The organism is uncultured Victivallis sp. (assembly GCF_944391105.1).
GTDB lineage: Bacteria > Verrucomicrobiota > Lentisphaeria > Victivallales > Victivallaceae > Victivallis.
On record NZ_CALXSK010000036.1, the window covers coordinates 1 to 25,482 of the forward strand.

The 25,482-nt window shown below is 57.9% G+C and carries 17 protein-coding genes; 11 read left to right on the forward strand and 6 right to left on the reverse strand.

Translation table 11 applies throughout. The features are described 5' to 3' along the window. Positions 1 to 80 precede the first annotated feature (80 nt). The 3 genes from Q0K10_RS11120 to Q0K10_RS11130 are packed head-to-tail and all read right to left on the reverse strand — an operon-like array spanning position 81 to position 2,494. Entirely contained in the window at positions 81 to 527 is a 447-nt protein-coding gene (locus Q0K10_RS11120; protein ID WP_294506979.1) for a hypothetical protein, read from the reverse strand. A gap of 3 nt (positions 528 to 530) precedes the next feature. Next, positions 531 to 1,481 (reverse strand): prepilin-type N-terminal cleavage/methylation domain-containing protein, encoded by a 951-nt coding sequence (locus tag Q0K10_RS11125; protein ID WP_294506981.1) that lies wholly within the window; start codon positions 1,479 to 1,481, stop codon positions 531 to 533. A 26-nt stretch (positions 1,482 to 1,507) separates the two neighbouring features. Continuing rightward, complete coding sequence (locus tag Q0K10_RS11130) at positions 1,508 to 2,494, reverse strand: FMN-binding protein (protein WP_294506983.1); 987 nt, start codon at positions 2,492 to 2,494, stop codon at positions 1,508 to 1,510. 274 nt (positions 2,495 to 2,768) lie between these two features. Between Q0K10_RS11130 and Q0K10_RS11135 the strand changes: the two genes are divergently transcribed. The 4 genes from Q0K10_RS11135 (at position 2,769) to Q0K10_RS11150 (ending at position 7,020) form a co-directional block, all read left to right on the forward strand. Next, the gene (locus Q0K10_RS11135) at positions 2,769 to 3,173 is read left to right on the forward strand and encodes a hypothetical protein (RefSeq protein ID WP_294506985.1); all 405 of its coding nucleotides are present in this window, start codon (positions 2,769 to 2,771) and stop codon (positions 3,171 to 3,173) included. A 68-nt stretch (positions 3,174 to 3,241) separates the two neighbouring features. Then, positions 3,242 to 4,657: a Na+/H+ antiporter NhaC family protein gene (locus Q0K10_RS11140; protein WP_294506987.1), complete on the forward strand. Its 1,416-nt coding sequence runs from the start codon at positions 3,242 to 3,244 to the stop codon at positions 4,655 to 4,657. A gap of 26 nt (positions 4,658 to 4,683) precedes the next feature. Continuing rightward, entirely contained in the window at positions 4,684 to 6,591 is a 1,908-nt protein-coding gene (locus Q0K10_RS11145) for an NAD(+) synthase (protein ID WP_294506989.1), read from the forward strand. Between the two features lie 9 nt (positions 6,592 to 6,600). Further along, entirely contained in the window at positions 6,601 to 7,020 is a 420-nt protein-coding gene (locus Q0K10_RS11150; RefSeq protein ID WP_294506991.1) for a hypothetical protein, read from the forward strand. A 13-nt stretch (positions 7,021 to 7,033) separates the two neighbouring features. Here Q0K10_RS11150 and Q0K10_RS11155 read toward each other — a convergent pair whose 3' ends face one another. From Q0K10_RS11155 to Q0K10_RS11165, 3 genes are read right to left on the reverse strand one after another with little or no spacing between them, the layout of a single operon-like run. Then, the gene (locus tag Q0K10_RS11155) at positions 7,034 to 10,906 is read right to left on the reverse strand and encodes a hypothetical protein (RefSeq protein ID WP_294506993.1); all 3,873 of its coding nucleotides are present in this window, start codon (positions 10,904 to 10,906) and stop codon (positions 7,034 to 7,036) included. A gap of 19 nt (positions 10,907 to 10,925) precedes the next feature. Then, positions 10,926 to 11,591: a type II secretion system protein gene (locus tag Q0K10_RS11160; RefSeq protein WP_294506995.1), complete on the reverse strand. Its 666-nt coding sequence runs from the start codon at positions 11,589 to 11,591 to the stop codon at positions 10,926 to 10,928. Continuing rightward, on the reverse strand, positions 11,588 to 12,676 hold the full coding sequence (locus Q0K10_RS11165; RefSeq protein WP_294506998.1) for a GntR family transcriptional regulator: 1,089 nt from the start codon (positions 12,674 to 12,676) through the stop codon (positions 11,588 to 11,590). Before Q0K10_RS11165 ends, Q0K10_RS11160 begins: the two co-directional genes overlap by 4 nt. A 289-nt stretch (positions 12,677 to 12,965) precedes the next feature. On the opposite strand from Q0K10_RS11165, the gene Q0K10_RS11170 reads away from it, so the two are divergent. The 7 genes from Q0K10_RS11170 to Q0K10_RS11200 all read left to right on the forward strand — a co-directional run bounded on the left by Q0K10_RS11170 (position 12,966) and on the right by Q0K10_RS11200 (position 25,350). Further along, positions 12,966 to 14,345: a GntR family transcriptional regulator gene (locus Q0K10_RS11170; protein WP_294507000.1), complete on the forward strand. Its 1,380-nt coding sequence runs from the start codon at positions 12,966 to 12,968 to the stop codon at positions 14,343 to 14,345. 83 nt (positions 14,346 to 14,428) lie between these two features. Continuing rightward, positions 14,429 to 15,145: a type II secretion system protein gene (locus Q0K10_RS11175; protein WP_294507002.1), complete on the forward strand. Its 717-nt coding sequence runs from the start codon at positions 14,429 to 14,431 to the stop codon at positions 15,143 to 15,145. Positions 15,146 to 15,148: 3 nt separating this feature from the next. Continuing rightward, a complete protein-coding gene (locus Q0K10_RS11180) occupies positions 15,149 to 18,850 on the forward strand; it encodes a hypothetical protein (RefSeq protein ID WP_294507004.1) in 3,702 nt (1,233 codons plus the stop codon). Further along, positions 18,847 to 19,869 carry a hypothetical protein gene (locus Q0K10_RS11185; RefSeq protein ID WP_294507006.1) on the forward strand — a complete coding sequence of 341 codons (1,023 nt, stop codon included), beginning with the start codon at positions 18,847 to 18,849 and terminating at the stop codon, positions 19,867 to 19,869. The genes Q0K10_RS11180 and Q0K10_RS11185 overlap by 4 nt, the downstream gene beginning before the upstream one ends. Further along, positions 19,866 to 20,651: a carbohydrate-binding family 9-like protein gene (locus tag Q0K10_RS11190; RefSeq protein WP_294507008.1), complete on the forward strand. Its 786-nt coding sequence runs from the start codon at positions 19,866 to 19,868 to the stop codon at positions 20,649 to 20,651. Before Q0K10_RS11185 ends, Q0K10_RS11190 begins: the two co-directional genes overlap by 4 nt. A 342-nt stretch (positions 20,652 to 20,993) precedes the next feature. Next, positions 20,994 to 21,857, forward strand: a complete 864-nt coding sequence (locus Q0K10_RS11195) for a type II secretion system protein (RefSeq protein WP_294507010.1) — start codon at positions 20,994 to 20,996, stop codon at positions 21,855 to 21,857. A gap of 175 nt (positions 21,858 to 22,032) precedes the next feature. After that, complete coding sequence (locus Q0K10_RS11200) at positions 22,033 to 25,350, forward strand: cellulase family glycosylhydrolase (RefSeq protein WP_294507012.1); 3,318 nt, start codon at positions 22,033 to 22,035, stop codon at positions 25,348 to 25,350. Positions 25,351 to 25,482: the final 132 nt, after the last annotated feature.

A 25,482-nucleotide genomic window follows, 5' to 3' on the forward strand; every position in this document is an offset into this window, starting at 1 on the left:
AGCCCGTGTCGGGCTGCCGGCAATATCGCCTTGAAGGCGTGGTGCATACCACCGGCTTAGCCGGTGGTTTTGATTCTCCGTCAGCGGACGACAACCTCATTGAGGCGCAGTCCGCGTTTCGTCCGGTTCAGCGTGAACCGGACTGTGCGGCCGTCGCAGAGATCGCCCGTTATATAGAAACGTGCGGGCATCCGGTCGACGGCGAGAAACGCGGCGTTTTCGACTTTCAGCTTGCAGCCGAATCCTCCGAGCTGTTCCATCCCGGCACGTACCGGATCGACTCCGGTTTCGCACTCGGCGGCTTTCCGTTCCCGATCGGAAAGCCCGTAGAGCCGCGAAACCGTCGCTGTGTTGTTGCTGCCGAACGCCTGTTCGATGACACTCAATGCGGTTTGAAGTTCCTTTTTCTGCTCGGGGGAGGCGGGGATTTCGCGCGGTGTTTCCACGCTTTTTCCGCTGACCTGGAAGAACCAGAGTCCCGTCGCGCAGATCGCAAGCAGAATCACGATCATGATTTTTCGTTTCATGATTTACCGGCTCCAGAACAAGCTGTTTTCCGTGTTGCAGTCGGCCTCGTCCGGATTCACGCAGCCGATGTTGTTGGCTTCATCCGGGTTTGATGTTCCGAATCCCGAACCGCACGAGTGCGTGTAAAAGCCCGGCAGTGACGTGACGTGTCCGTCGGCGTACGCGAAATTCCCTCGCTTCCCATGACGGAAATGAACCTTGTTTCCGCTGATCAGGTTGTTCACCTTAAGCTCCGAACCGCTGCTGGTGGCCGAGTCGCCGTAACCGATGGTCTGCGACGGTTTCGGAATCTGGCCCGGGCGCAGCAGCGGATAGAACGATTTCATGCTGGGGGAGGCCATGAAAAGCGTCCCGTGCACGTTCCGGTTCACCCCGTAACCGCCGCCGTTCGCAGCCGTCACTTTCTGGCCGGTCAGCATCCCCTGGACGACTCCGGACGGACAGATGAAGGCATTTGACGAAAGCTCGGAACCGATGTCGTTGCTGCCGGTTGCTCTCTTGATGTAGGGGGTCAGATAACCTTCCGCCGTGAAATCGATCGAATCTCCGCTCCCGCCGCCGCTGGAGGAGGTATCGCCGCACCAGTACAGCCCCCGGCTTCCGGCGAGATACTCCCGCGCGGGCGAGATGTAACCGAAGTCATTCTGATAAAGCGCATCGGCCTGTCCGATGCTCTTCAATCTGCCCAGGCATGACGATGCCACACCTTTTTCTCGAGCCTGATTCAGCGCCGGCATCAGCATTCCCGCCAGAATCGCAATGATCGCAATCACGACCAGAAGTTCAATAAGTGTAAATGCTGTTCTGATCGTGGCGCGGCCGCGGATAACGGACCGCGCGTCCGCCGCGTTCAGCATCCGGCGGCCGGTTGACGTTGCGTTGCGAAACGACGCAGAAGTGTCGTTGCCGATGTTGTGATTCTGCATGGAAACAAGTTCGATGGATGGTTTCATTTTTCCGTTGACTCCGTGATTGAGGTTTATTCGGTAATGGCCGGAGAGCCGGTCTGGTCGGCATATCCGAGTTTTTTCTTCAGCAGTTCCACCCGTTCCTGCGAAGCCTTCATCGCTTTCAGGTGTTCCTCGTTGTGCGGCGGAACCCGTAACAGCAGCCCTTCGTAATCCTCCAGAATCGCCGCTTTCAGTTTTGCGAGATCTTCGGCCGAGCGCGAGGATTTGTAGGCCTCTCCGAGCAGTTCCGTCCGGCTCTTTTTTTCCGGACCCCGGCGGGGATGGTTGAAGAACATCATGTCATGTTCTTTCGCGAACTCAGCTGCGGCCTCTTTCCCGTCAACCGCAGCAATGAAGCGGAGTTCCAGCTCCTCTTCCTTTCGTTCCCGGAGCTGTTTCAAAAGCCGTTCGCTCGATTCCCAGATCCGCCTGTGCATTTGAACTTTCCGTTCCAGTTGGACGAGTTCGCGTTCGACGGCAGCCCGTTCTTCCGCGGTAAGTCCGGTTTCTTCCTCTTCGGATCTCTTCCCTTCCGCCAGATAACTTTCCGCCAGTTTTCGCACTCCGGCGCGGATGGCGCTGCTGCTGTACGTCGCTCCGGTTACGGTATCGACCTGTTTGTCGAGGATCTCCTCCATCCGAAGGCCGTTCCACTGGTCCAGAAACTTCGCCGCCCGGACTCTGTTCAGGAACGATGGAGTCTCCTGATTTCTTCCCAGAAGAACACCCGCCACCTTACCTGCCGGGTCGAAGACGACGGCGATTTCGATCGTTCCGGCATAACCCATCTGCCGATCGTCATCGGAAATGCGTTCCAGATAAAGCGTTCCAAGTTTCTTGCCGCTTTTGTCGCTTACAGTGTATATACCATTTTCTACCGGTTCGTACTTCGCCACCCCGGGCAATCGTTTCCGTATCTCCCGGGAAAAATGTTTCACCTCATCCGGTATTTCCAGCGCTCCAGCGGTGATGACTCCGGCCAGAACGGTTCCGATGATCGCGGAATATTTCAGCATAATTCACTCCCTTTTTATTAATTAGATTAAACTAATTTTATGTTGCGGTCAAGCCGTTGTTGCTTTTTTCTGAAAATTGAGTCGGCTCACACAGTAACTGTGGATAATATACCATCTGAAATGAGAATGTCAACAGCTGCCAGTTAGATTAATCTAATTTTTTTACAATGGGTTGCAACAGCGGATCTGGCGGAAAAAATAACAGGGGGGATTTACGCTCCCGGGGTTGATATTCGGCACTTTCGGGGCGATATTATCCGAAAGGAGTTTTTTGATGTTTCAGGATCCATTTATTTTGTCGACTCTGGCCGTGCTGGCGGCGATCACGGGGATCTATTTCGGTGTCCCGGGATTGCGTCGCTCGGAGCGTGCCGCCGATACCGGCGTGAAAGTCGCGGCGCCGGGATGTTTCGTCACTCTGCTCGTGTTCGGCTGCGTGATGACGGTGGTTTCCACGGATCTGACCGGCGTGTTTTTCCTCGTGGCATTTCCGCTGATTCTGGTTCCGGCTGCATTCATCCTGCTGCCGAACTTGACTGATCTGGTGCAGACGAAGCTCGGGTTGCGGGTCACTCCGAAGCAGAAACTCGCTTCGATGATCAGTTATTTTCTGTTTTTGATTTTATTTCTGCTGCTGCTCGTGCTTGTGATGTTTCTCCACCGGGCGCGCGGAGAGTGAAGACGGCCAGGGAAATGCGGTCTGTGGAAACGACGTAGAAGTATTGATTTGGGAAAGGTTGGAATGGAATGGTCTGGGAGTTGTTGACGAATCCCGTTCTGGTCGCGGTCGCGGTGTTGCTGGCGTTGTCGGCGTTGCGGATGAACGTGGTGTTTGCGCTGGTGGTCGCTTCCGTGGTCGGCGGGCTGATGGGGGCCGTCGACGGCGGAGAGGCGTGGGCGATGCTCGGTCACGGCGAGTTCCATGCGTTCTGGAACTGCTGCGTCGGCGGTTTCAGCGGGACGATGAAGGCGTTCCTGAGCAACCTCGACAACGGCGCGGTGCTCGCGATCAACTACGTGATGCTCGGAACCTTTTCCATCGCAATCTCGCGCTCCGGCGTGACGGAACTCATCGCCCGCAAACTCTTCGCCTGGATCGGAACCGAACTGACCGCGCGGCGGCTGCTCTATTTCAAATACATGCTGCTCGGAATCCTGACGCTGATTTCGATCTCCTCACAGAATCTGATCCCGATGCACATCGCCTTCATTCCGGTTCTGATTCCGCCGCTGCTGCCGGTGTTTGAGAAGCTCAAGCTCGATCGCCGCGCGGTCGCCTGCGTACTGACCTTCGGCCTCATCACTCCGTACATGGTTCTGCCGGTCGGATTCGGGAAGATCTACCTGAACAACATTCTGCTCGACAACATCACGCGCAACGGCATGGAGGTGCACGCCTCGCAGGCGTCTCCCGCAATGCTGATTCCGGCGCTCGGCATGGTCGCGGGGCTGCTGATCGCGGTCTTTTTCAGCTACCGCCGGCCGCGCGTCTACAACACCTCCGGAACGGAAGCGATGGTGGATGCCACCGAACCTGCGGAGATCAAGCCGTTCAACGTGGCGGTCGGCATCGCGGCGATTCTGATGGCGCTCGTCGTGCAGATCTTTCTCGACTCCCTGCTGGTCGGCGCGCTGCTCGCGGTGATGGTGTTCGTGATTGCCGGAGTGATCCGGCTGCGGGACACACAGGATGTGTTCGTGCAGGGCGTCCATCTGATGGGCGGAATCGGCATCGTGATGATCGCCGCCGCCGGGTTCGCGAATGTCATGAAGGAGACCGGCGGCGTTTCGGAGCTCGTAACGCTCGTTCAGGGCGCCGCGCTCGACTACAAGGGGGTGACGGTGTTCGCAATGCTGCTCATCGGGCTCATTATCACGATGGGAATCGGTTCGTCATTTTCGACGGTTCCGCTGATTGCGGCGATTTACGTTCCGCTGTGCGCGGCGATGGGACTCTCTCCGCTGGCGACGATCGCGATCGTCGGTTCGGCCGGGGCGCTTGGAGACGCGGGGTCTCCGGTGTCGGAGTCGGTCCTCGGACCGACTGCGGGACTCAATGCCGACGGACAGCATGACCATATTTACGATTCGACGATTCCGACGTTTCTGCATTACAATCTGCCGCTTCTTGCCGCGGGCTGGATCGCCGGGATGGTTCTGTAACGTTTTTGCTGGAAAGGAAGAAAAATATGTTTGGATTTTACCGATTTGCCGCGGCCGTGCCGGAACTGCGCGTTGCCGACGTCGAGTTCAATGTGGAGGAGCTGCTGCGGTGTTACCGCCTCGCGGAGCAGGAACGCGCTGACGCGGTGGTGTTTCCGGAACTTTGCGTCACGGGCTACACCTGCGGCGACCTGTTCTTTCAGGAGCGGCTGCTTGCGGCGGCGGAGCGGGGAGCGCTCCGGTTCGCGCATGAAACGGCGGGCAGCCGAACCGTTGCGGTGATCGGATTGCCGTTCCGGATGAAGGAGGCGCTTTACAACGTTGCGGCGGTGGTCGCAGACGGAAGAATTTGCGGCATCGTGCCGAAGAGCGTGCTGCCGAATTACCGGGAGTTTTACGAGAAGCGCCACTTCCACTCCGGCCGGGATTTACGTGGAGGAGCGGTGCGTGTCGACGGGGAGGAAATTCCGTTCGGAACGGATCTGCTGTTCGACTGCGGCGGGCCGTTCCGGTTCGGCGTGGAGATCTGCGAGGACCTCTGGTGCGTGCTGCCGCCGTCGCTGCATCTGGCTCTGGGCGGAGCGCGGGCGATCTTCAACCTCTCGGCCGGCAACGAGCTCGCGAGCAAGGCGGCTTATCGCCGGGAGCTCGTGAAACAGCAGAGCGCGCGCTGCCTCGCGGCCTATGTGCTGGCGGGGGCGGGCGTCCACGAGTCGACGACCGACCTCGTATTCGGCGGCCACGCGCTCATCGCGGAGAACGGACGTCTCGCGGCGGAGAATACGCGGTTTGAGCGGGTTTCCAATCTGACGTATGCGGATGTCGATCTGGAGCGGATCGGAGCGGCGCGCCTTTCCGAGAGTTCCTTCAACGACAATGTTCTGCCGGAGAGCGTGAAGTTCCGGACGATCGTCCTGCCGGAGGCGGCGGGCTCGCCGAACTGCCGGTACGCCAAGATTGCGCGTCGCCCGTTCGTGCCGGAGGAGGCGGCGGACCGGCGCGAACGCTGCCGCGAGATTTTCGACATTCAGTGTGCCGGTCTCGCGAAGCGGGTCGAACACACGCAGGCAAAGACGATGGTGATCGGCGTTTCGGGCGGACTCGATTCTACGCTTGCGCTGCTGGTCGCGGCGGAGTGCTGTAAACTGCTGAACCGCCCCGCTTCGGAGATCATCGCGTACACGATGCCCGGCTTCGGAACCACGGGCCGCACTTACAACAACGCCGTGAAGCTCTGCAAACTGCTCGGTACGACGCTGCGCGAGGTGGACATCAAGGCCGCCTGCCTTCAGCATTTCCATGACATCGGCCACGATCCTGCCGTGCACGATACGGCGTATGAGAATGTACAGGCGCGCGAGCGTACGCAGATTCTGATGGATGTCGCGAACAAGTCCGGCGGGATGGTGGTCGGCACGGGGGATCTGTCGGAGATCGCGCTCGGCTGGAGCACCTACAATGGCGACCACATGTCGATGTACGCCGTGAACTGTTCGATCCCGAAGACGCTGATCCGGTTTCTGATCGAGACGACCGCGGAGCGTTCCGAGCCGGAACTTGCCGCCGTGCTGCGCGACGTGATCGATACGCCGGTGAGTCCCGAACTGCTTCCGGCCGACGGAACAGGTGCGATCAGCCAGAAGACCGAGGAACTGATCGGGCCGTATGAGCTGCATGACTTTTTCCTCTACCACTTCATCAAGTACGGGGCGGAGCCGGAGAAGATCCGGTTTCTCGCCGAGACGGTGTTCGCCGGAGTTTACACGCCGGAGGTGATCGAACGGTGGCTCGCGACTTTCCTGCGGAGATTTTTCCGCCAGCAGTTCAAACGCAGCTGCATTCCGGACGGACCGAAGGTCGGGACGATCGCGCTTTCGCCGCGCGGCGACTGGCGCATGCCGAGCGATGCGAGCGATGCGGTCTGGAGTTTGTGAGGAGACGATATGGGAAAACACCTCTGGGTGATCGGTCTCGGGCTGTTGTTTCTGGGGATTGCGGCATTGGCGCTTTCGCCGAGATGGAAATGTCAGGAGATCGTGATGTTCGAGGTGGTGAGCTGCCCGGATGAGGTGGAAAAACGGGAGTTCCTCGCCGCCTTTGAAGCCGCGCTTTCAAGCCTTGACTACACCCGGACGACCGACGACGATACGGATGGAAACCGCTATGCGCATCGCTCCGGTGACCGGGAGTTCCAGGTTGCCGGGAGCGGGAATGATGTGCTGGTGAGCTTCACGACCCGGGCTGAGGTACGGCTCTGGGGGCTTGTTGACGGCCGCCGGAGCTGGTTGCGCGACATCGACACGATCCGCCTCGCGCTGCCCCTCCTGCGCGTGCAGGAGGAGAACGTCCCGCCCGGGGAGTGAAATTCCTCGTCGTTCAGCGGCTGGATCTTGCGGGCCGCATGCGGATGACTGTGCTGGCGAGCGGAGCAACTTCGGTTTCGGCGGAGAGATATCCCGCTTCTTCGACTCCGGGCAGTACCGCGTTGGTTCCGTGATCGAAGAACTCCGCGCCCGCGACGAGGTTTGCCGCGGCGGCGAAACGGACCCGGCACGGGGCGGCCGTGATGTTGAACAGCTGAATCAGCACATCCCCTTCCCGTGTGCGGTAAGGCGTTGCGAATACGTCGACGGTGTCGGTTTTCACGAGCGGCCGGAAATTTCCTGCGCGGGTGAACAGCTCCCGGGCGAATGCGAGGTACGTTTCCGGTTCTCCCGGATCCCAGCTCGGGCTCTCCCAGCTTCCGGCGAGGATCAGCAGTGTGCCTTTCCCCACGTTTTTTTCTGCGATGGTGCGGACTCCTTTTTTTATGGAAAGTCCCTTGCCGGAGAGCGTTCCATCCGGCGCGACTTCGATGCCGAAACGGCGGAAGAAGGTGTGATTGTTCCGTTTGTCGGTTTCGAGCGAGGCGAGAAATACGCCGCCATTCCGGATGAACGACTCGATGCGGTCGCCGAATTGCGGGGAAAGGTCACGGGTGATGTCGTCGATCAGCAGTCGACACTTCACGTTTCCGTCGTACTCCGGGAAGCGGTCGACCATATAGCGGTCGGCATTGATGTTCAGCGCCCGCAGCAGATTCGCGAGCGAATAGTGGGAGCGCGTGGTCGAGTGGAGGCTCTTCGGAAACACGTCCGGCGACTCCGCGAATCCTGTGTCGAGACTGAAGGCGAATGCGACCGGGTCGGGCAGATATTCCGCGTTGTAGAGCATCTGGTAATATGGTTTCAGCCACGCGATGTTCTGGGCGGCGGGCTTGCCGCCGAACCACTGGCAGTAGAGCGCATCGTAACATTGCATCATCGCCATCCATTGATAGGAGAGGACATTGTGTTCGTAGGTCGGGGGGGGCTGATTGCCCTCGTCGCCGTAAGGGAGATCCATCGTCCGCTTCGCGAGCATCCACTTTGCGAAGCTCAGACAGTAACGGTCGCTGGTTTCGTGGAAGATCGAGCCGGGGGCGAATTCGCGGGAGAGTTTCAGATATTCCGTGGTATTGAGTCCGAGCAGTTTGTGCTCGATCGGGTGGAACGGAACGTTGAAGGTCAAATGGGCCTTGCAGCCGCTTTCGCGAATTGCGGCGGCGACATCACGCTGAAGGATGCCGAGATCCTGCATGTTCATGCGCGCGAGGCGGGGCAGAAGCGTCCGGCTCTTGTCCGTCATGACGAGTTCCGGCGTGATCTCCTGCCAGCTGGTGAGCGTTTTTCCGAGCCGGGAGCCGAGTTCGGCAAGCGTGAACTCCTGTGCGAGTGATTTGCGGAAATTCTGCATGGTCGTCTCGCCGACGGTGAGGTTTTTCGGACCGAGGCCGCTGCGGATGCCGTAGTTTGCGTTGATGCTGAAGACGGTTTCGGGGAATTCGTTTGCGAGTTTCCCGGCTTCGCGGTAATAAGCGGCAACGCTTTTGCGGTAGAGCGGATCGGCGGGGTCGGGCAGGCGGGTTTCGGTGACGGTACCGTCCGGAGTGTACTGTTTCAGGTAGACGGCGTTTTCCCGGATGTATTCAGGCTGGGAATTGCCGATGTGATTGCGGAATCCGATCTTGAGCCCTTCGCCCGCGATGCGTCGAATCCGTTCGCGCCATCCGGGCCACTCGACTTTGCCGGGTTCGTTTTCGACCCACGGCAGGTGGATTTTGACCGAATCGTAACCGAGGCGGCGAATCCGTTCGAAGTCGCCGCGCGGTTCACCGCCCCCGGCGATCATGGTCAGGTGATATGGCCGGTCGGTGGCGGATCTCTCCGGCAGGAGGCCGAGCAGGCTGCTTTCGGCGTTTCCGGCGGCGATGCGGACCGGTCCGGCTTCTCCCGTCGGGGTGACGATCGCCCGGCCGCCGGAGAAGTTTCCGCGAACGGCGAGCTTCACGTCTCCGATCTTCACGGATGAATTGCCGCGCTTCAGCGCGACCGGAACGTTCTTTTCCGTATCGGTCGCGGCGGCGACGGCGTTGTACTCCATCACGGTGACACCGAGTGGTTTACCGGGTTCGAAGGTCGCCTCATCCGGTTCGACGAGGGCGACGCGGGAGTTCTCAGGCGGTTCGATGGTGACGCCGAGCAGGGCGAAGCTGCGCCGGTCGCCGGGCATCTGGTAGGCGATGATTTCGCGGATCTTCTTCTCCGGATGCGGATTCAGAATCGAGGCGGAATAGAGCGCGTCCCATGAGACGCCGAAGGGCGGGCGCGGCAGATAGTGGACCTGTCCGCGTGTGAAGCCGGGCGGTCCCCACCAGGTGAAGTCCGCCGAACCGCGCGGGAGATAGCCGTCGCGCCAGACGCCGCAGTTCCAGCGGAGCACCGCGAATACCGGTTCGGTGGAGTTGTCCGCGTAGACGATGAGCCAGGTCGCGGCGAGGGGAGAGTCGCCCGGCTGCTGCGGTCCGGCGGCGTGCAGGAAATGGATCGTTCCGGCAGCGGTTCCGACCGGAATCGCGACCGACGGCAGTTCCGGCCCCAGCAGCGTCGGCGAAAGCACGTAGGGAACCTCGCCGTACTCACGGCGCTCTCCTGCGCGGAACGGAGAATTTGAACCGGGAAACCAGCCACGCCCCTCCTCCGGCGTCTCCCACGCGAGCGTGGCGGATTCCCCGATTCGGACGAGGCGCGACGTTGCGCGCGCGGCGGGCGTGAATGGCTCGATCCCCTTCAGAGGGGAGCCCGTGAGAACAGGTTCCCCGAACCGGAGTTCCTCGTTCGCGGCGGGAGCGACCGTGACGAAAAAGAGGTTGTCCCCGGAGAGGTGCGGCAGAATCCAGTTGCGCTGGCTCCGGTTGCGCGTGACGAGATCTGTGAGCCAGACGGAACGCGGTTTGTATGTTGCTTTCCCGGCAGGGGTGGGGTTGTCCCAGACGAGCGTTTCGCCAAGTTCGATCGTCTCGGCGGACCCGGGGCGGACGGCGCTCAGTTTCAGCGCGCCCGAGGAGCGCCATTCGAGTCTGGGATCGATCATATTCAGCGGTCCCCGGATGCCGAAGAGCGCCCGGCCGCCGGGAGCGATGCGCAACGTGCCGTCTTCCGCGCGGGAGCCGTTTTCGAGCAGCAGAAGACAGATCGACCGATCCGTTTCGGAGGCGATCTTCTGTCGTTGCAGATAGACCGGAGCGAAGGCGCCGACAACTTCGTTCTCCCAGGTTTGCGTGAAATTCGTCAGTTCAATCCTGCTGCCGGTCATTTTGGGCGTGTCGAACGAGATGCTTGCGGTCGCCGCTCCTGCCGGCGCATTTTCGACCGCGTAGAGCTCGGTCGGCTGTGACGCTCCTTCGGGAAGGAACAAGAACGAGAGTCGCTCTCCTTTGCGTTCGATGATGAGCGTTCCCGAGCGTGCCCGGCTCGAAGTGGTTTTTTCCTGTTTTTTTCCGGCGATGTTCAGCTGGCAGTTGAACTGTTCGTCGCCGAGTTTCTGCTGTCTGCGGTAGAGCACGGCGTTCCACGCCTTCTCCTTGACGGAGGTGACGTTGAGCCGCAGGCTGTTCCAGTGGTCCTGCCGCAGAATGCGGAAGGTGAGCGAAACGCGGAAGTCTCCGTCCATCGCCTTCGGGGATTCGAGTGTCGTCCAGCGGTACTTCGAGGGGTCGGGTCGGGTTGTGTCGTAGTGCAGTGCAGAGCCGGACTGCACCAGCGGCGCGGACTCTCCCCGCACAAGCCACCCGGCGGTTCCGCCGGAGAAGTCGCTGGTGAATTCTCCGGCCCCGGCGGCAGCGGCCACACCCGCGCCGAACAGGCAGAGCAGAAGTTTCGAGAGAGACATGTTCAGATTCCTTTCCTGGCTACCAGTTGAACGTTCGGGTCGATTCGCTGCGTTCGGGAGCGATTTCGATGCGGGTGGATGTGAGGCTTCCGTCTGTGAAGAGGACATTCATGGATTTGTTGTGCCGTTTATCCCAGGCTAGCGTGATCGCGGTCCAGTTATTCCATTCGTATCCGTTGTGTGTCCAAGGGCTCATGCGGAAAGAGCCTGCAACATTGCTCTCTACAACCATGACTTTGCGCTTCGAAGCGAGCGCGCGTTCCGTGCGGTTTGCCTCACTTTCGAGTTTTGCGCTCATGACGTAACTGACACCTTGAAGCGCCGGATCCATGACCGTGGGGCACAAATAGGTCTTGCACAGGTGATAGCTGTTCGGATCTTCCTTGAATCCGCTCGAATCGATGTAGCGGAAGAGGTCACTGCGCCAGTTGATCGCGCCGGGAGTGTTGCGTGTCCACGGTTTCGGCAGCCTGCCGTAGTCGTTCAAATAGAGCATGAATGCCAGTCCGATCTGTTTCATATTGTTGGCGCAGGCACTGGTTTTGGCCCGTTCGCGCGCCTGATTGAGGGCGGGCAGCAGCATCGAGGCCAGGATGGCAATGATTGCAATTACGACAAGAAGTTCAATCAATGTAAAACTTCTCTTCTTCTCTGTTTGGGTTTCCTTTGCGATCGGCTGGTTCATGATCTTGGCTCCTTCGGGGTTGAATGAAACATCGAAGATGGATCCGGATTCAGATTTCGGTATTTCAGAACGACGTTCACGGCGGCGTCCACGGGTTCGGGCGAAGTTTCCGCCAGTTGTCTGGCGATTTCCGCAACGGCGGCGTCCGCGGCTTGCCGGTAGGGGCGGTCCAGAACGAGACAGGGCAGGGAAATCGAGTCGGCGAAATCTTCCATCACCACGATTCGACACTTCGTGATCGGGTCGATGTTGTGTTGTCGCAGAAGTTCAACGGCAGCGGAACCACCGCTCCAGCCGATGATGAGAGTGTCCGGGGTCTCCTTGCTCAGGAGTTCCGCAAGCGTTTCGCGGTAGTGATGTTGGGAAAATATAACGCCGCGGCAGGCCGGAAGAAACCGTTCCATGAGCTCTTTGTCTCTGGTCGTCGATGCGGCGTGGCCTTCATTGGGCGGGCACAGCCGGACGATGTGGTTGCGTTTTTCCGCAGCGAGGAGCGCTGCGAGTTGCCGGATGGCGGCGGCGGAATCGAAGAGGATGCTGCTGAAACCCGGAACTTTGCGGTCGATGGTGACGATGCGGATTCCGAGTTCCCGGAGTTTTTCGAGCAGTTCGATCGACGGGTAACTGTTGGAAGCCCAGACGAGACCGTCGAGATTGGAATCGCGAATCTCCGTGAAGAGACACGTTTCGTTGCCGGACATGCGGGTGAGGAACCGGACGTTGAATCCCCCCGCCGCCGCCGCAAGCCCCATCTCGGAAAGCATCCGGATGGCGGGGATGTCGTAGTAGAAGTTGTCGCCGTATCCGTAGATGAGGCCGATCAGAGGGATCCGGCTGTCGGAATCATCTCCGAATGCGCGGGCGGGATTGGTGAAGGTTCCGACCCCGCGCCGCCCGATGAGCCATCCTTCACGGACGAGCCCTTCGAGCGCGATGCGTGCGGTGCGTCGCGCAACCCCGAAGCGGGCGGCGAGTTCCGCCGAGGAGGGGACCTTCACCGAACTGCCGCCGCCGCGGTAGATAAGCCCCAGAATGTAGGTGCGGATCTTCCAGCGTTCCGTGGTTTTTATTTTTTCGGTTTCCAATTTCGTCTCCGGTTTTTCTAAATCAGGGTGGCCAACTGGTGGCTATTGATATTATGGGTAAAAAACCATACTAATGTCAAGAGGTTCGGGAAAAAGATTTCGAAAAAACTTTTTTTGTTGAAAAGCCGGGAGTGATTGAAATGGGATAATTGTACATTTGAATAATAATAGTGATTTTGATGGCTTGCTGGTTTTTCAGCATGTTTTTTTGCTTTTTTTTGAGATGAACCTTGACATTTTGCAAAAAATATGTCATAATATTGTACAGATGATTAAAAAAGGCGAAGAGATGCGCAATACGACAAAGATTCATGAATTCATAGAAACGATCGCGGAGTTGATCCGAACGGGGGCTCCCGGATTCATCGACCGTCTGCCGAGCCGGCGTGAACTTGCCGCACAGTACGGCATCTCGCCTGCATCCGTTCAGATTGCGTTGCAGGAGCTGGAGAAACGCGGACTTGTGACGAATATTCCGCAGAAAGGCAGCCGGGTTGCCGTGCGTCCCGGAGCCGCGGGAGTTGCAACTTCCGAGCGGAGGGAGGTCGTTGAGGTCACCGTTTTCGAAAACCTGCCGCATCAGACCGCGTTCTGGCTGGAACGTTTCCGCGATTTTGAACGGCGAAATCCCGGTTTTGAGGTGCGGGCGCGGTTTTGTGACTCCAAGGCGGCAATTCCGGAGGGAACCCGCGTGGCGCTTCGGCTGCCGCGACGTGACGGGCTGCCGCCCGCTGTTCCTCTGAACGAAATTTTCGGGAACGAGCGATTTGACAGGGTGCGGCATTCAGCGCTCGCACAATTTTCCGACTGGGATTGGAGTTTGTTCCTGCCGTACCAGGTGCAGATGCACGCATTCATCTACCGCGGCCCGGACTCCAATCCGCTCGTGCCGGCCCGGGATGAGACGGTCACCGCCTGGCTGGAACGGGTGTATGCCCGGCTCGGAGAACGGAGCCTGCTTCCGCCGAGGAATGACTGGCTGGCCGCCTGTTGCGGTGTCGTTGACCTGGTTGGCCGTTCTCTTGCCGGGATTGAGAGCAGTCCAGAGCTTTCTTCCTATTTCAACTCGCTGGCGTTTTATGCGCAGAAAAATCTGATCAATCATGAAATTTCTCCGGAGGAGCCGCATGCTCATTTGTTGCAGAGCGGCCGTCTTGCCGGGTTGATTGATTTTACTCATCATTGGAACAGCTTCCGCCTTCTTGAACAGGGCAATGAGTTCCAGATTGGACCGTTGCCTTTTGCTCCCGGGGCTGCAAACGGAGTATTTATCGCTCATTCCGCGTTGTTCGGAACAGACCGGGTTCATTCTTCAGAACAGCATTTCTTTGAATACCTGGTTTCTCCTGATTTCCAATTTGCACAGATGGACGCTCTCATGGGGCTCTCGCCGTTCCTGAAACTTTTGAAGGAAGAACAGAGCCGCATCCCGAAACTTGCTCCGCTGATCGAACAATTTCAACGTCAGCCGTTTCGGCGTTGTTCCGAGGAACCTTGGGCTGAGTTGAGTGAACTTTTGATGGAACCGGTCCTGCTTCCTCTGATTATGGGCGAAATTTCCGCGAAAGAAGGTGAACGGGCCGCCTGTCCGGTTGTAAAACGATTTTTTCAAAGCAGGAATTCTGCCCGCAAACGTAATCTGCGCAGTTTTTTGCGTGAAGTTGTTTGAACGAAATTCTTGGTGCGAAAAGAGACCGAAGCAGTTTGCTTGATTGGGGATTGCATTGTTTTCAAAATGGAAAGGAAAGGTCGATGAAAACATTAAAATTCACATTAATTGAATTGTTGGTTGTAATTGCTATTATTGCGATTCTAGCCTCCATGCTGCTGCCGGCCTTGAATCAGGCCCGCAACCGGGCGAAATCGATTGCCTGCGTCAACAATCTTAAACAGATCGGCGTGGCACTCTTGAATTATGATACGGGAGAGTGGTTTCCTCCTCGCAAGGATTCTGCGACAGAGTTTTTTTCCTGGGAGGAGTACATCGTTGCCGCTTCCGGAGGGGATGGCAGGCATGAGCAGAGATTTTCCACCTCAGTCAAATATCTTTCCTGTCCGTTGGATCCTCTTCTTCCTGCTGGAGGAAAAAAGACAAAATTAAGTTATGCGTTCAACAACGGGCGCAGCGCGGACTATGTTCTGACCACAGGCAATCAGCCGATTCCGAACAATCGGGCATTTCGGCTGGATAAGGTGAAGATCAATTCGCCCGAACTGGCTGCCTCGAATCAGCGGGGTAATGCTGTGTTATTGGCCGATCGTTACAGGGATGGCGGTGAGTCTCAGAATCAATACAGTACGGGGCCGACGGCTGCATGGTGGGATTTCAATGAGGAAAACGGTCATCCCGGTCAGGGGGGAAAACGCAATGCCTTGATGTCGGGTTTGCATGTCATGTCGGTTCCGTCCGCTGCATTCTTTACCGAATCATTGAAGCGTAATTATTTTGACTGGCAGATAGGGTATTGAGACATGTTTCTGAACAAATTTGAATGGTTGTTCTGCATCATACTGCTTTCGGGAGTCGCTGCGTCGGCGGCGCGGGTGGAGTGCGTGAACGTGGATCCGAAGAAGGCCGCGGCGTTTCGCGCCGGAGCGGGAAGGGAATCCCTCGGGGTCGACCGGAGTTCCGGGTTCGACCAGCTTCCGGAAATTCTTGTCTGGCAGTCCGATTCCGCCGGTGCACAGCTCGACGGGCCGCTCTTTGAACGGATTGCCGAACATGTCCGGCGTGGTCATTCCCTGCTGATTACCTTGGGGCGGAATCCCGGCAGCGCCGCGTTCCGGTTTTCGCCGATCTCGCCGACCACGGCCTGGCAGAGTTTGATGCAGCTCGGGTATCGCGGTAACGCCGAGCCCGGTATCGGAACAGGGAAGTATGATCAGAAATTCTTCCGGAGATCTCCCGTATTCCGCACGAATTACCGCTGGCGGATGCGCCCTGTTCATGCTGTGGAACGCGGGGAGAGCCGCCTCGAATGCCTCAAGCGCGAAGTCCCGTACCTGAAGATTCCGCGTCAGGCCGGCGAAGGGTTTTTCAGTCGTCCGTTGCTGAACCGGAACTGGAAAACCCGGTTATGGGCGGCGGATTCCGGAGAGGAGTCTCTGCTCATCACCGGAGAATACGGGGCGGGCCGTGTCGCGGTATTCGCCTCGGAACTCAATGCCGGAACACCGGAATTCTGGGCGGATGTTCTCCGTTTTCTTGCAGAGGCCAGACCTGTTGACGGCAAAACGCCCGCCGTCGAAGAGATCGGATTTTCCATCGACCGCGCGCGGCGCGCCATTCGGATTTCCGCACGCAATCCGGGCCGTGTCGAATTGAAACTCCCCGTGGTGGTCCGGCTTTCCGGCTGGGATGGCACGCTGCTGGATGATCTCAATGGAGTCTTGCGCCTTGCCCCCGGAAAGCGGGGGGAACTCGTGCTGACACTGCCCCCGTCGGGCCCGCTCGCTCCGCAGCAGCTCGAGCTTTATGATGCGTTCCGGCTTCGCACGGCGGTTCTCTCTCCCGCCGGCGATGCGGTTCTGGCGGAAAAGGCGCTTCTTGCCGACTTTACGCCGGAATATTCCACTCGACTCTCTTCCGATGAGCTTTCCGAAAAAAAACGGACGCTTCCCGGACCGCGGCCGGAACAGCTCCGCATGGAGTGCCGTGGCGGATTCCGCGTTTCCAATTATGCGTATCTCCCCGGTGAAACGGCCAATGTAACGCTTGAACTCAGTCGCAATTTTCGCAATCTCGCCCCTTTCGGGGAGTGCTCCGCCCGCATGTTGAATGACCTTGCGTCGTCCGACATGGAACGGCGGGACATGATTCATGATTCGGCGATCTGGCGCGGAGAACAGGGAAAGACGAATCGCATCACATTCCGTTTTCCGGAACCGGTCCGCTTGAGCCGGGTTGTACTTTATGGAGCCTCAGACCGGCGGAAGGGCGTGATCGTCACGCCCGGCGCACTCGTGCTTCGCGCCGACGGAAGAGAGGTCTGCCGGCGCGACCGTCTTGATGCCGATTTTCGGAATCTGCGTGCCGAACTGGATTTCGATCCGGCGGAAGCGAAAGAGTGGGTGTTCGAATTCCCCTGGCGTGAGAATGGCCGAAGCGGACCGAAGCGCGTGGAGCCCTCCCTCACGGAGATCGAACTGTTCGGCGCCGCTGATCCGGCGGTTTCCAGAGAGGAGAAGAAAACTCTCACGCTCCGGCTGCTGATCCCGGGCAGACGATCGGTGAATGTTGCAACTCTCTCCGGAATCAGGCTCGCATCGGGAACACAGTTGCGCCGGGTGTTTCCGGTTCGGCTGCCGACGCTGCCGCCACACGGTATTGCACCGTGCCGGGTGGAGGCGGTGGATGACGGCGGTACGGTTGTCGCCTCTCTGCCGCTGCTGGTCATCGAGCCCGCCGCGCCGCTGCGGAACATTGCCGAGACGCGTCCGGATCAGAATACGTTCAAGGTTCCTGCGATTGTGACCCGCGGCGTTCGTTCCTATTTCGCGCTCGGCACGGGATCCCGCGACACCCGGGGCCACTGGGGAGAACCGGAGGACAAAGTCTACTGTTACGCGAACCGGATCAAGCAGGTGCGGCGCAGCACCGCCGTTGCTCCGGAGAAGCTGTTTCTCTCGGAGAACGATTTCAGCCATTATGCGAATCCGTGGGGATGTTTCCCGAACGGACTGCGTTTTTTCGAAGTGGCCGGCCCGTCGCTTGTTGCCATGAACCATGAACTCGCCGCGTGGAAGAATGCGGAGATCATCGATATTTCCAACAGCGACCGCTGGGACACCGGACCGTCGTCGGATTCGATGTATTCGATGCTGGAAATTGTCGAGTTCGACCGGCATCTGCGCCGTTCCGGGCAGCCCGGATTGAGCGGGCGGACCAGGAAGGAACTGCTGCAGGAGATCGACCGCTCCTTCCGTGGTCCGTTTGCGCGCTGGCAGCTCGACAACTATTTGAAGTCATTTCGTGCCTTGCGCTCGGCCATCGAAAGCGGAAAAAAGCGCATGGTCATGAATGGACAGGGCATCCCGCTCCTGCCTCCGGAGGCGGCGGCCGAGATCGGGGCGTGTCTCTCCGGGATGTCGGACGACGACACCTGGGGCGCGCATCAGGAGGATTTCGCTCTGACCGCCGGGCGGCAGATGATTCATCAGGCGTTTAACCCGGAATGGAAGCTCCGGGCGAATTTTGTCTGGGGATGGGACAATACGTTGCTGAACAATCCGCACTGGTTTGGTCCGGTCGGCACGACGGAAAGCTCACGCCGCCATCAGCTGGTTCGTGGCTGGCGCGGCACCCTGCGATCGGACGGAAGTTACGGTTCCATGCACACTTACGGTTACGGGATGAATGGATACAGCTCCTATGTGCAGAACGCCAATGACTGGCAGCAGAACTGGAACGCGGCTGAACGACAAAGCCTGATCGGCCCGGATGGCGCAGTCGGATTTGCGTTTCTGGTCGGAACCGACCTGCTGAGCAATCCGGAAAAAGCGATTTTTACCGGCGGAGGCATGGGCGGCAGCCAGGATGCGGATCGGCTGATTCTGAACCTCGCGGGAGTGATCGGGCGGCTTCACCGGGCCGGGTTGAGCATCCCATGCGCTGCGAACGCGACGAGCCTGGCACGGTCGCAGGCTGCGATGCCGTTGATCGTGCCGCTGCCGTCCTCGATGAAGAAGGAGGAGTTAACCGCTGTCGCCGGGCGGATCGAAAAAGGGGAGATGGCGGTCGTTTTCACCGAGCGCAAACCGCTGCCGCCGGAATTTGCGAAACTCTTTCCGCATGTGAAAGATGGGCGGATTGTTGCGGGGCGAAACGGCATTGTCGCTGGCATCCGCCCGGAAGAGCTGACGGAAGAGCTTGCCGCGGAAATTGCCCAGACCGCGTATCGCGACGCACGCTGCCGGCTGCGTTACCCGGAGGGGACCGCCGGGTATGGTTTTACATCGGCGGGGAAGATCTTCTGCACGGTTGAGGATCTTGCCGAATCGGCCCGCCGTGTTGAATTGCGGATCCGGAAATCTCCCGGAGCCAAAGGGGTTGTCGCTACCGGAATGAATGAGCATCTGCCGCTCTCCGTTCGGGAAGAGCAGGATGAGTGGGTGGTGGAAGTTCCTCTCCGGAGCGGCGATGGAGAACTTGTCATGCTGGAGGAACAGTTGTGAAGAATCTGCTGGTGTTTGTATTGTTGTCTGCCGTCCTGTGGGGTTCGGCTTTCGGCGAGGTGCCGCCGCGATCGCTGGTCATTACGATCGCGGAAGATGCTCCTCCGGCGGTGCGTGCGGCTTTTCAACGCATTGTCGCCGCGGCAAAGAACCATCCGCTGCTGAGCGTGTTGTCCGAAGGCGGGAAAATCGAAAGCGGCTGCTTCAATGAAAAATTCGCCGCCGGCAACCCGGAGGCGCTCGCATTTCGTCATCTGGTGGTTCTGGGGGAGCCGGACGATCCCCTTGTCCGGCAGATTCTGCAACACGAGGCGCGGTTTGAAAATGGAAGTGTCTATGCGTTCGGATTCGGCAGATTTTCCGGAGATCTCGGCTGGATCGAGAGCGGGCCGAATCCGTTTCTTCACAGTCGTTTTGTAGCCCGGCCGCCGTTTGAAACCGAACTTGTGCTGATCACCGGTACGACACCGGCGGGAATCGCCGCTGCGGCGGAGCGATTTCTCGATTCGACTCTTGTCAACGGGCTGGTCGCTTCGGGTCAGGTGGAGCGGCTTGAAACCACACTGCTCGACCGTGCGCCGCTCGATTGCGCCGTCGCACTTCCGGATTCCGTTCCGGCGCGGGCAGGCGGGTGGACGCGCATCGGAATCACCGACTGTTCCGCCGAGGTCGGCCGCGGCATCCTTGAATTAATTGGAGAGGAACCTTCGCGGGTCTTTGCCGTGAAATATCACCGTCCCGGAGTCTGGGACGGGGCCGGTGCGGAATCCGCCATCGGGAATTTTCTCGCCGGTCTTCACCGGGCCGCATACGGCAATACCGTGCTGGTAGCGGAATTTTCCTCCGCCGCCCGGGCTGAGGCTGCGGCCGGGAGACTCAATCGTGAGAAACGGATTGCCGCAAGTCGTAAAGGCGATGGGAAAAATCCCGAGAAGCCGCCTGTCCGCTGTTTCAGCCGGGGCGTCTGGCTGCTGATGAGCACGTTGCCGGAGGAGTTCAATCGGGAGCTGGCGGAATGAGAAGAAGGGCGTCCCTCGCATTCCTGTTCTGCTTTGCGACAACTCTGCTGCTGCGGGCCGCACCTCCTCTGCCGGAATCCGGAGTTCCGTTCCGGCGGGGAGAGATCCACATTGACGGGAAAGCGGGGGATTCCGGCTGGGAAAATGCCGTGCCGCTTCGGATCGACTCTTCTCCGCTCGACCGGGAGAATTCCGCGGATGTTCCTTTTACGGAGGTCCGACTGGCGTATGATGACACCATGCTCTACGTTGCATTTTTCTGTCTGGATCACGATATCCGTTGCTCCGGCACGAAACGGGACGATCCGCTTCATACAGGAGATGTCGTGGAGATTTTTCTCGATGTTTCAGGGGATTTTCGCCGAATCTGGGAGGTTCAGTTCAATGCTTCCGGCCTTGTGCGTGATGTAGAGTATCTCTTTGGCGGCGGGGAAACTCTCTTTGATGCGGACGGATTATGGGTGGAGATGAATCAGATTCACGAATATCCCGGGCGTGACTTTCCGGGAATCCGTCATGCGGCGGGTTTTCTACACGACAGCAGCGGGGAGGAGACCGGATGGCTGATCGAGGCCGCATTCCCCCGGAAGGCGTTTGTTTCGGAGCGGGTTCCGTCGGAAATCCGGGTCAACTTTGTCCGCTATGATTATTCCGGCGTCAGTCGGGAACCGCTCATGGCGTTTTGGTCGTCAACGGTTGCCGGACGGCCGCACCGTTCACCGGGCCGCATGGGGCGGCTCAAGTTTCAGCCGCCTCGTCCCGAGATATCGAAACAGCGGTGACTGCCGACTTGACGATGCGGGACGACGCCGGAAGAGGCTCCGCAAAGCGTCAGACCTTTCCTCCCCCCTCGAATTTCCGGAATCCCGGAGTTTTCCGCCGAAAAAAAAACGTCTGTAAAAAAAACAATTTTTTTTGATTTCCCTCTTGACAATTTGCATGAATTTGGTCATAATATATAAATGAAACGTTTGGTTAATCTGAAATACGTCAGGATGAAACCAGCCGACGGATTTGCAAGTGCGGGTTTATCGGAGGTTTGCAACCGAAAAACGGTTTCCAGGTGGAATCATGTTGACATCTCAACTTTCGAAATGACAATTTACCAAAGCAAAGGAGACGCTATGAGGAAGAGCAACAACCATCGCCATCCATTTTCATCGGCTGGAAAAAAATTCACGTCGACCCGAGGTTTCGCAGGAGAACGCCTGGCAAACATACCATCCTCTCCGTGCGGGCGCTCCGCGGCCGGGTGCGGGGAGCAGGGGAATGGCGCCGGCGGTCGCGCGATTTCCCGGGCGGCGTTTACATTGATAGAACTTCTCGTCGTAATTGCGATCATCGCAATTCTGGCGTCCATGCTGCTGCCCGCATTGAACCAGGCACGGGCCCGTGCCAAGGCGACAGAATGCATCAGCAACATGAAGCAGATCGGACTTGCGCTCACCATGTATGCCAATGACAATCAGGATTATCTGCTTTACAAAGTCAGCAACAACGACGGAACTTTGTGGAGCGCAATCAAACTCAAGGGCGGCTGGGCTCCAAAACTGTGGCCTTATGTGCAGAAGGCCGACTTCATGTACTGTGTCGCCGACATGGAGCAATACACGCGGTTGAACGATTCCAATATGAATGCGAAAAACGAGTCCTGGTGGAACGACAGCTGGTACGCCTCTCTGGCTTATCGACGCGGACTCATGCGTTATAATACTGTAAAACTGACGCGGATTAAAACCCCTTCGCGCGTAGTCGGCGTCAGTGACAGAAAGTCATACCACACGATCAACTCCGATATCGCGCAAGGGGATTCCTATGCGGGATTTTCACCGCTGAAACTCAACGCCGCTTTTCTCGACGGTCATGCCGATGTCTGGAATCTGCAGAATTTCAACGGTAAATACGAATCTGAAATTTTTCTCTACGATTCCAAGGGGCTGGTCAACTACTGGAACACGGATTACACCAACGGGTTTGATGTTCCATAGAAAACAAGTTCCGCATTCCGGTTCAGAACGAAAAATTCTTCTTCCGTCCGGGGGAGCATGACAAGCTCTCCCGCCTCGGCCGGGGAATTTATTTCGCCGAATGTGCGGAATCCGCCTTACGCAGGAATCAGACAATTTCAGCAATCGCAAATCAACATCTTATTCAGAACGCAAAATGATGAAAAAATTCTGGCTGGCCTTATCGGGAATTTCCCTCTATTGTACAACTGTTTTGGGTGCGGCGACCTCCCAAACTCAGACCGCCGCGTTCCTTCACCGGATCTCCCCGGACGGCACTTACAAAATCGAAGGACAGGAGTTCGCTTTTCAAGTTGCTTCCGACAACTGGAAATGGAATTTAAAAAATGCCGACACCATGATTTCGGATGCGGGCTATCCAAAAAAGGAAGCAAATTCCTGGGAATGGAAGGGGGTCTGGAAACTTTATGCCGGAGTCGAGGTGCGGTTTTCGGAAAAAATCACACTGGAGACGCCGCGCAGAACAGTTCTGGAGTTTGAGATCAGCCCTTCCAAACCGTTTTATGCGGACTTTGCCGGAGTTTGTTCCCGGCTCTCCATCGCGGAATTCGCCGGCCGCTCGGTCTCGGTGGACGGCAGAAAAATCGAATTCCCGATGTTTCCCGGCAAGGAAGGGCTCGGCAATGGCGATTCGTTCGACTCATTCGAACTGGCGTTCCGCGATTTCAAAAATCATTTGAAGCTGACCTCCTCCGGCAGTTACAACGTGATCGATACACGGCGCTGGATGCCGTTTTTTGAAGTTCGTTTCGGTGCGACCCCGAAATCCGGACCGATGCGTTCCGCCAGGCAGCGTTTTGTCGTTGAAGACATTTCCCCGGATACCGAGCCGCTCGATCTTCGTTCGATTATGAATCGGGGATTTGCGGACGAAATCGATGGCGACGGCAAAGGCGGCTGGACCGATCAGGGCGCTCAAAACGATTTGCGGATGATGGTTCCGGGACAATACCGGTGGGGAGGAATTCGTTTTGATATCGTCGATCCCGCCTCCAACGGCGGCAATTCCGCAGTGGTGTTCCATTCGGGGCGTGTGGAGAAACGCCAGGTGAACATCGGCGGGAAATCATTCCGCTATCTCTGCCTGCAGCATGCCACCACACAGGCCGCCGCCGGAACGCAGATCGGAGAAATCCACGTGACGTATGCCGACGGCGACAAAGAGAATATTCCGATGCAATCCGGTGTCCATCTCGGCAACTGGTGGGGAGCCGTTTCCCTGCAGAACGCGCCGGTGCTCTGGCAGGGGAAGACGGAACGGGGCGACTTGCGCGGGCTCTACACCGGAATCATTCCGGTCCGGAATAAACCGATCCGGGAAATCTCCTTCATCAACTCGGACAAGAACGGCAAACCGCACGACTGGATGATCGTGGCCTTGAGCGGAAGCCACAGCAAAATTCCGGATCTCAATCCCGAAGCACATTACATCACGGCAGGAGAAAAGTGGCGCCCGATTCCGAATTCCCGCGATATCGAACCGGGAAGCGTTTTGGACCTCTCGTTTCTGAACGACGCTCCGGCGGGAAAATATGGAAAGGTCGTGATCCGCAACGGCCGCTACGAATTTGAGAAACGTCCGGGGAAAGCGGTGCGGTTCAACGGGGCAAACGTCTGCTTCACGGCGGCGTTCCCCGATCATGCCGAAGCGGAACGCATGGCGAAGCACTTTGCGATGCTCGGCTACAACGCGATCCGATTCCACCATCAGGATTTCTACATGGAACCACGGCATACGACCGAGCTTGATCCCGAGGCGATGGATAAACTCGACTACTTCTTTTCCTGCCTGAAAAAAGAGGGTATTTATGTGACGACCGACCTTCATGCGCACAGATTTACCGAAAATAAAATTCCGGGTCTTCCCGGCTGGTATTACATCGGCGCCTACCGCGCTCTGGCGCTGAAGCACGAGGGGGCCGGACGCGACTGGGAGCGGTTCGCCCGGAATTTTCTCACACACGTCAATCCCTACACGAAAACGGCGTACAAGGACGATCCAGCCCTGATTTCGCTCTGTTTGCTCAACGAGGGAAATCTCGATTACTGGATTGATCATTCTGAATACCACATGGTTCCACGTTTCTACGGGGAAGAGTTCGAAAAATGGCTCGCGGCCCGCGGGAAGCAAGGTGTTTCCGAGGAAGAGAAGCAGGCTCTCCGGAAAGATTTCTTCTTCGAAGTGGAGCGGGACGCCTACCGGGAGAAAAGCGCATTCCTCCGCAAACTTGGTGTTCAGCAGCTGCTGACCAACCTGAACATGAAAAGTTCACCGCGCCTCTCCCTGCTGCGGGATGGATTTGACTTTGTGGACAATCATGGTTACTGGGATCACCCGACCAACCAGAATCTGCCGTCAACCTATACCAATAAGAGTTCCCTCGACGGCATGGTTCCCAAGGTGTTCGCCGGATGGTTCCCGAGCCGGATCCTGGGAAAACCGTTCACTATCACCGAATACAACTGGTGTTATCCGAACCGCTACCGCGCGGAGGGTGGCGTTCTGATCGGCGCTTATTCTGCTCTTCAGGGCTATGACGGCATCTATCGTTTCGCCTACGCCCATGACAAGAAACTTTACGAGGACGGCGATTACGAGATCCGCGCATTCGATGTCGCCAACGATGTGATTTCTCTGCATGGAGACCGAATTGCGGCGCTGCTTTTCCGCCGTGGCGATGTGGCGGAATCCAAACTCCTGCTGCCGGTGCGCATCCCCCGTTCGGAAATTCGAAACGATGGGGAATGGCCGAAAATGGTGCAATGCCTTGGACTGGTCGGAAAAACCGGCTCCGTGGTGGAACAAGCCGACGGTTCGTTCCGGCCTCAGGTTCCGCTGGCAGTGACGCTGCCGGGGGATCAGGCTCCCGGCGGCGTCCCGGCGGATCAGGTGGTGAACGATCTTGCACGTTTCGGCGAGATCGGCAAAGCCAGGCTTGATGTGGCCGGAAAATCCTCCCGCAGCTCCACGGGGGAAATCGAGCTGGACGGCCTCGCCCGGACGCTGAAGGTGACGACGCCGTTCAGTGAAGCACTGGTCATAAATTCGCAGGGGAAGCTCGATGGAGAGATCATGAGTGTCGAAACCAGCGGACCGGCAACCTTTTTCGCCGCTTCGATGGATGGCAGTCACTCAAAACTCGCCGAGGCAGAACGAATCGTGTTGTTCCACCTTACCGACATGCTCAACAGCAACACGCACTTCATGAACCGGGCGGAAAACGTCATGGATCAATATGGCAGCTCCCCGCGACTGGTCAGGGTCGGCAAGGCATTGATTCAAATGCGGTTGAATGTGGAAGGAACGACGATTCCCAAAGTCTATCCCCTGCATCTGGACGGGAAAAGACAAACGGCGATTGATTCGGTCTTTCTGAATGGTACGCTCCGTTTCCAGGTCGACACCGGCGCCGGCGAAGAACCCGCACTCGCCTATGAGATTGTAATGGAATGACGGATGTTTTCGAATATACCGGAATAATTTGGAAGACAATGGAAAAATAAAGCCGGCATGCCATTGATTTTTCCATGTTTTTCGGTTATAATGATGACAATGACAAATCAGAAATGACCCGGAAGGCGGGAA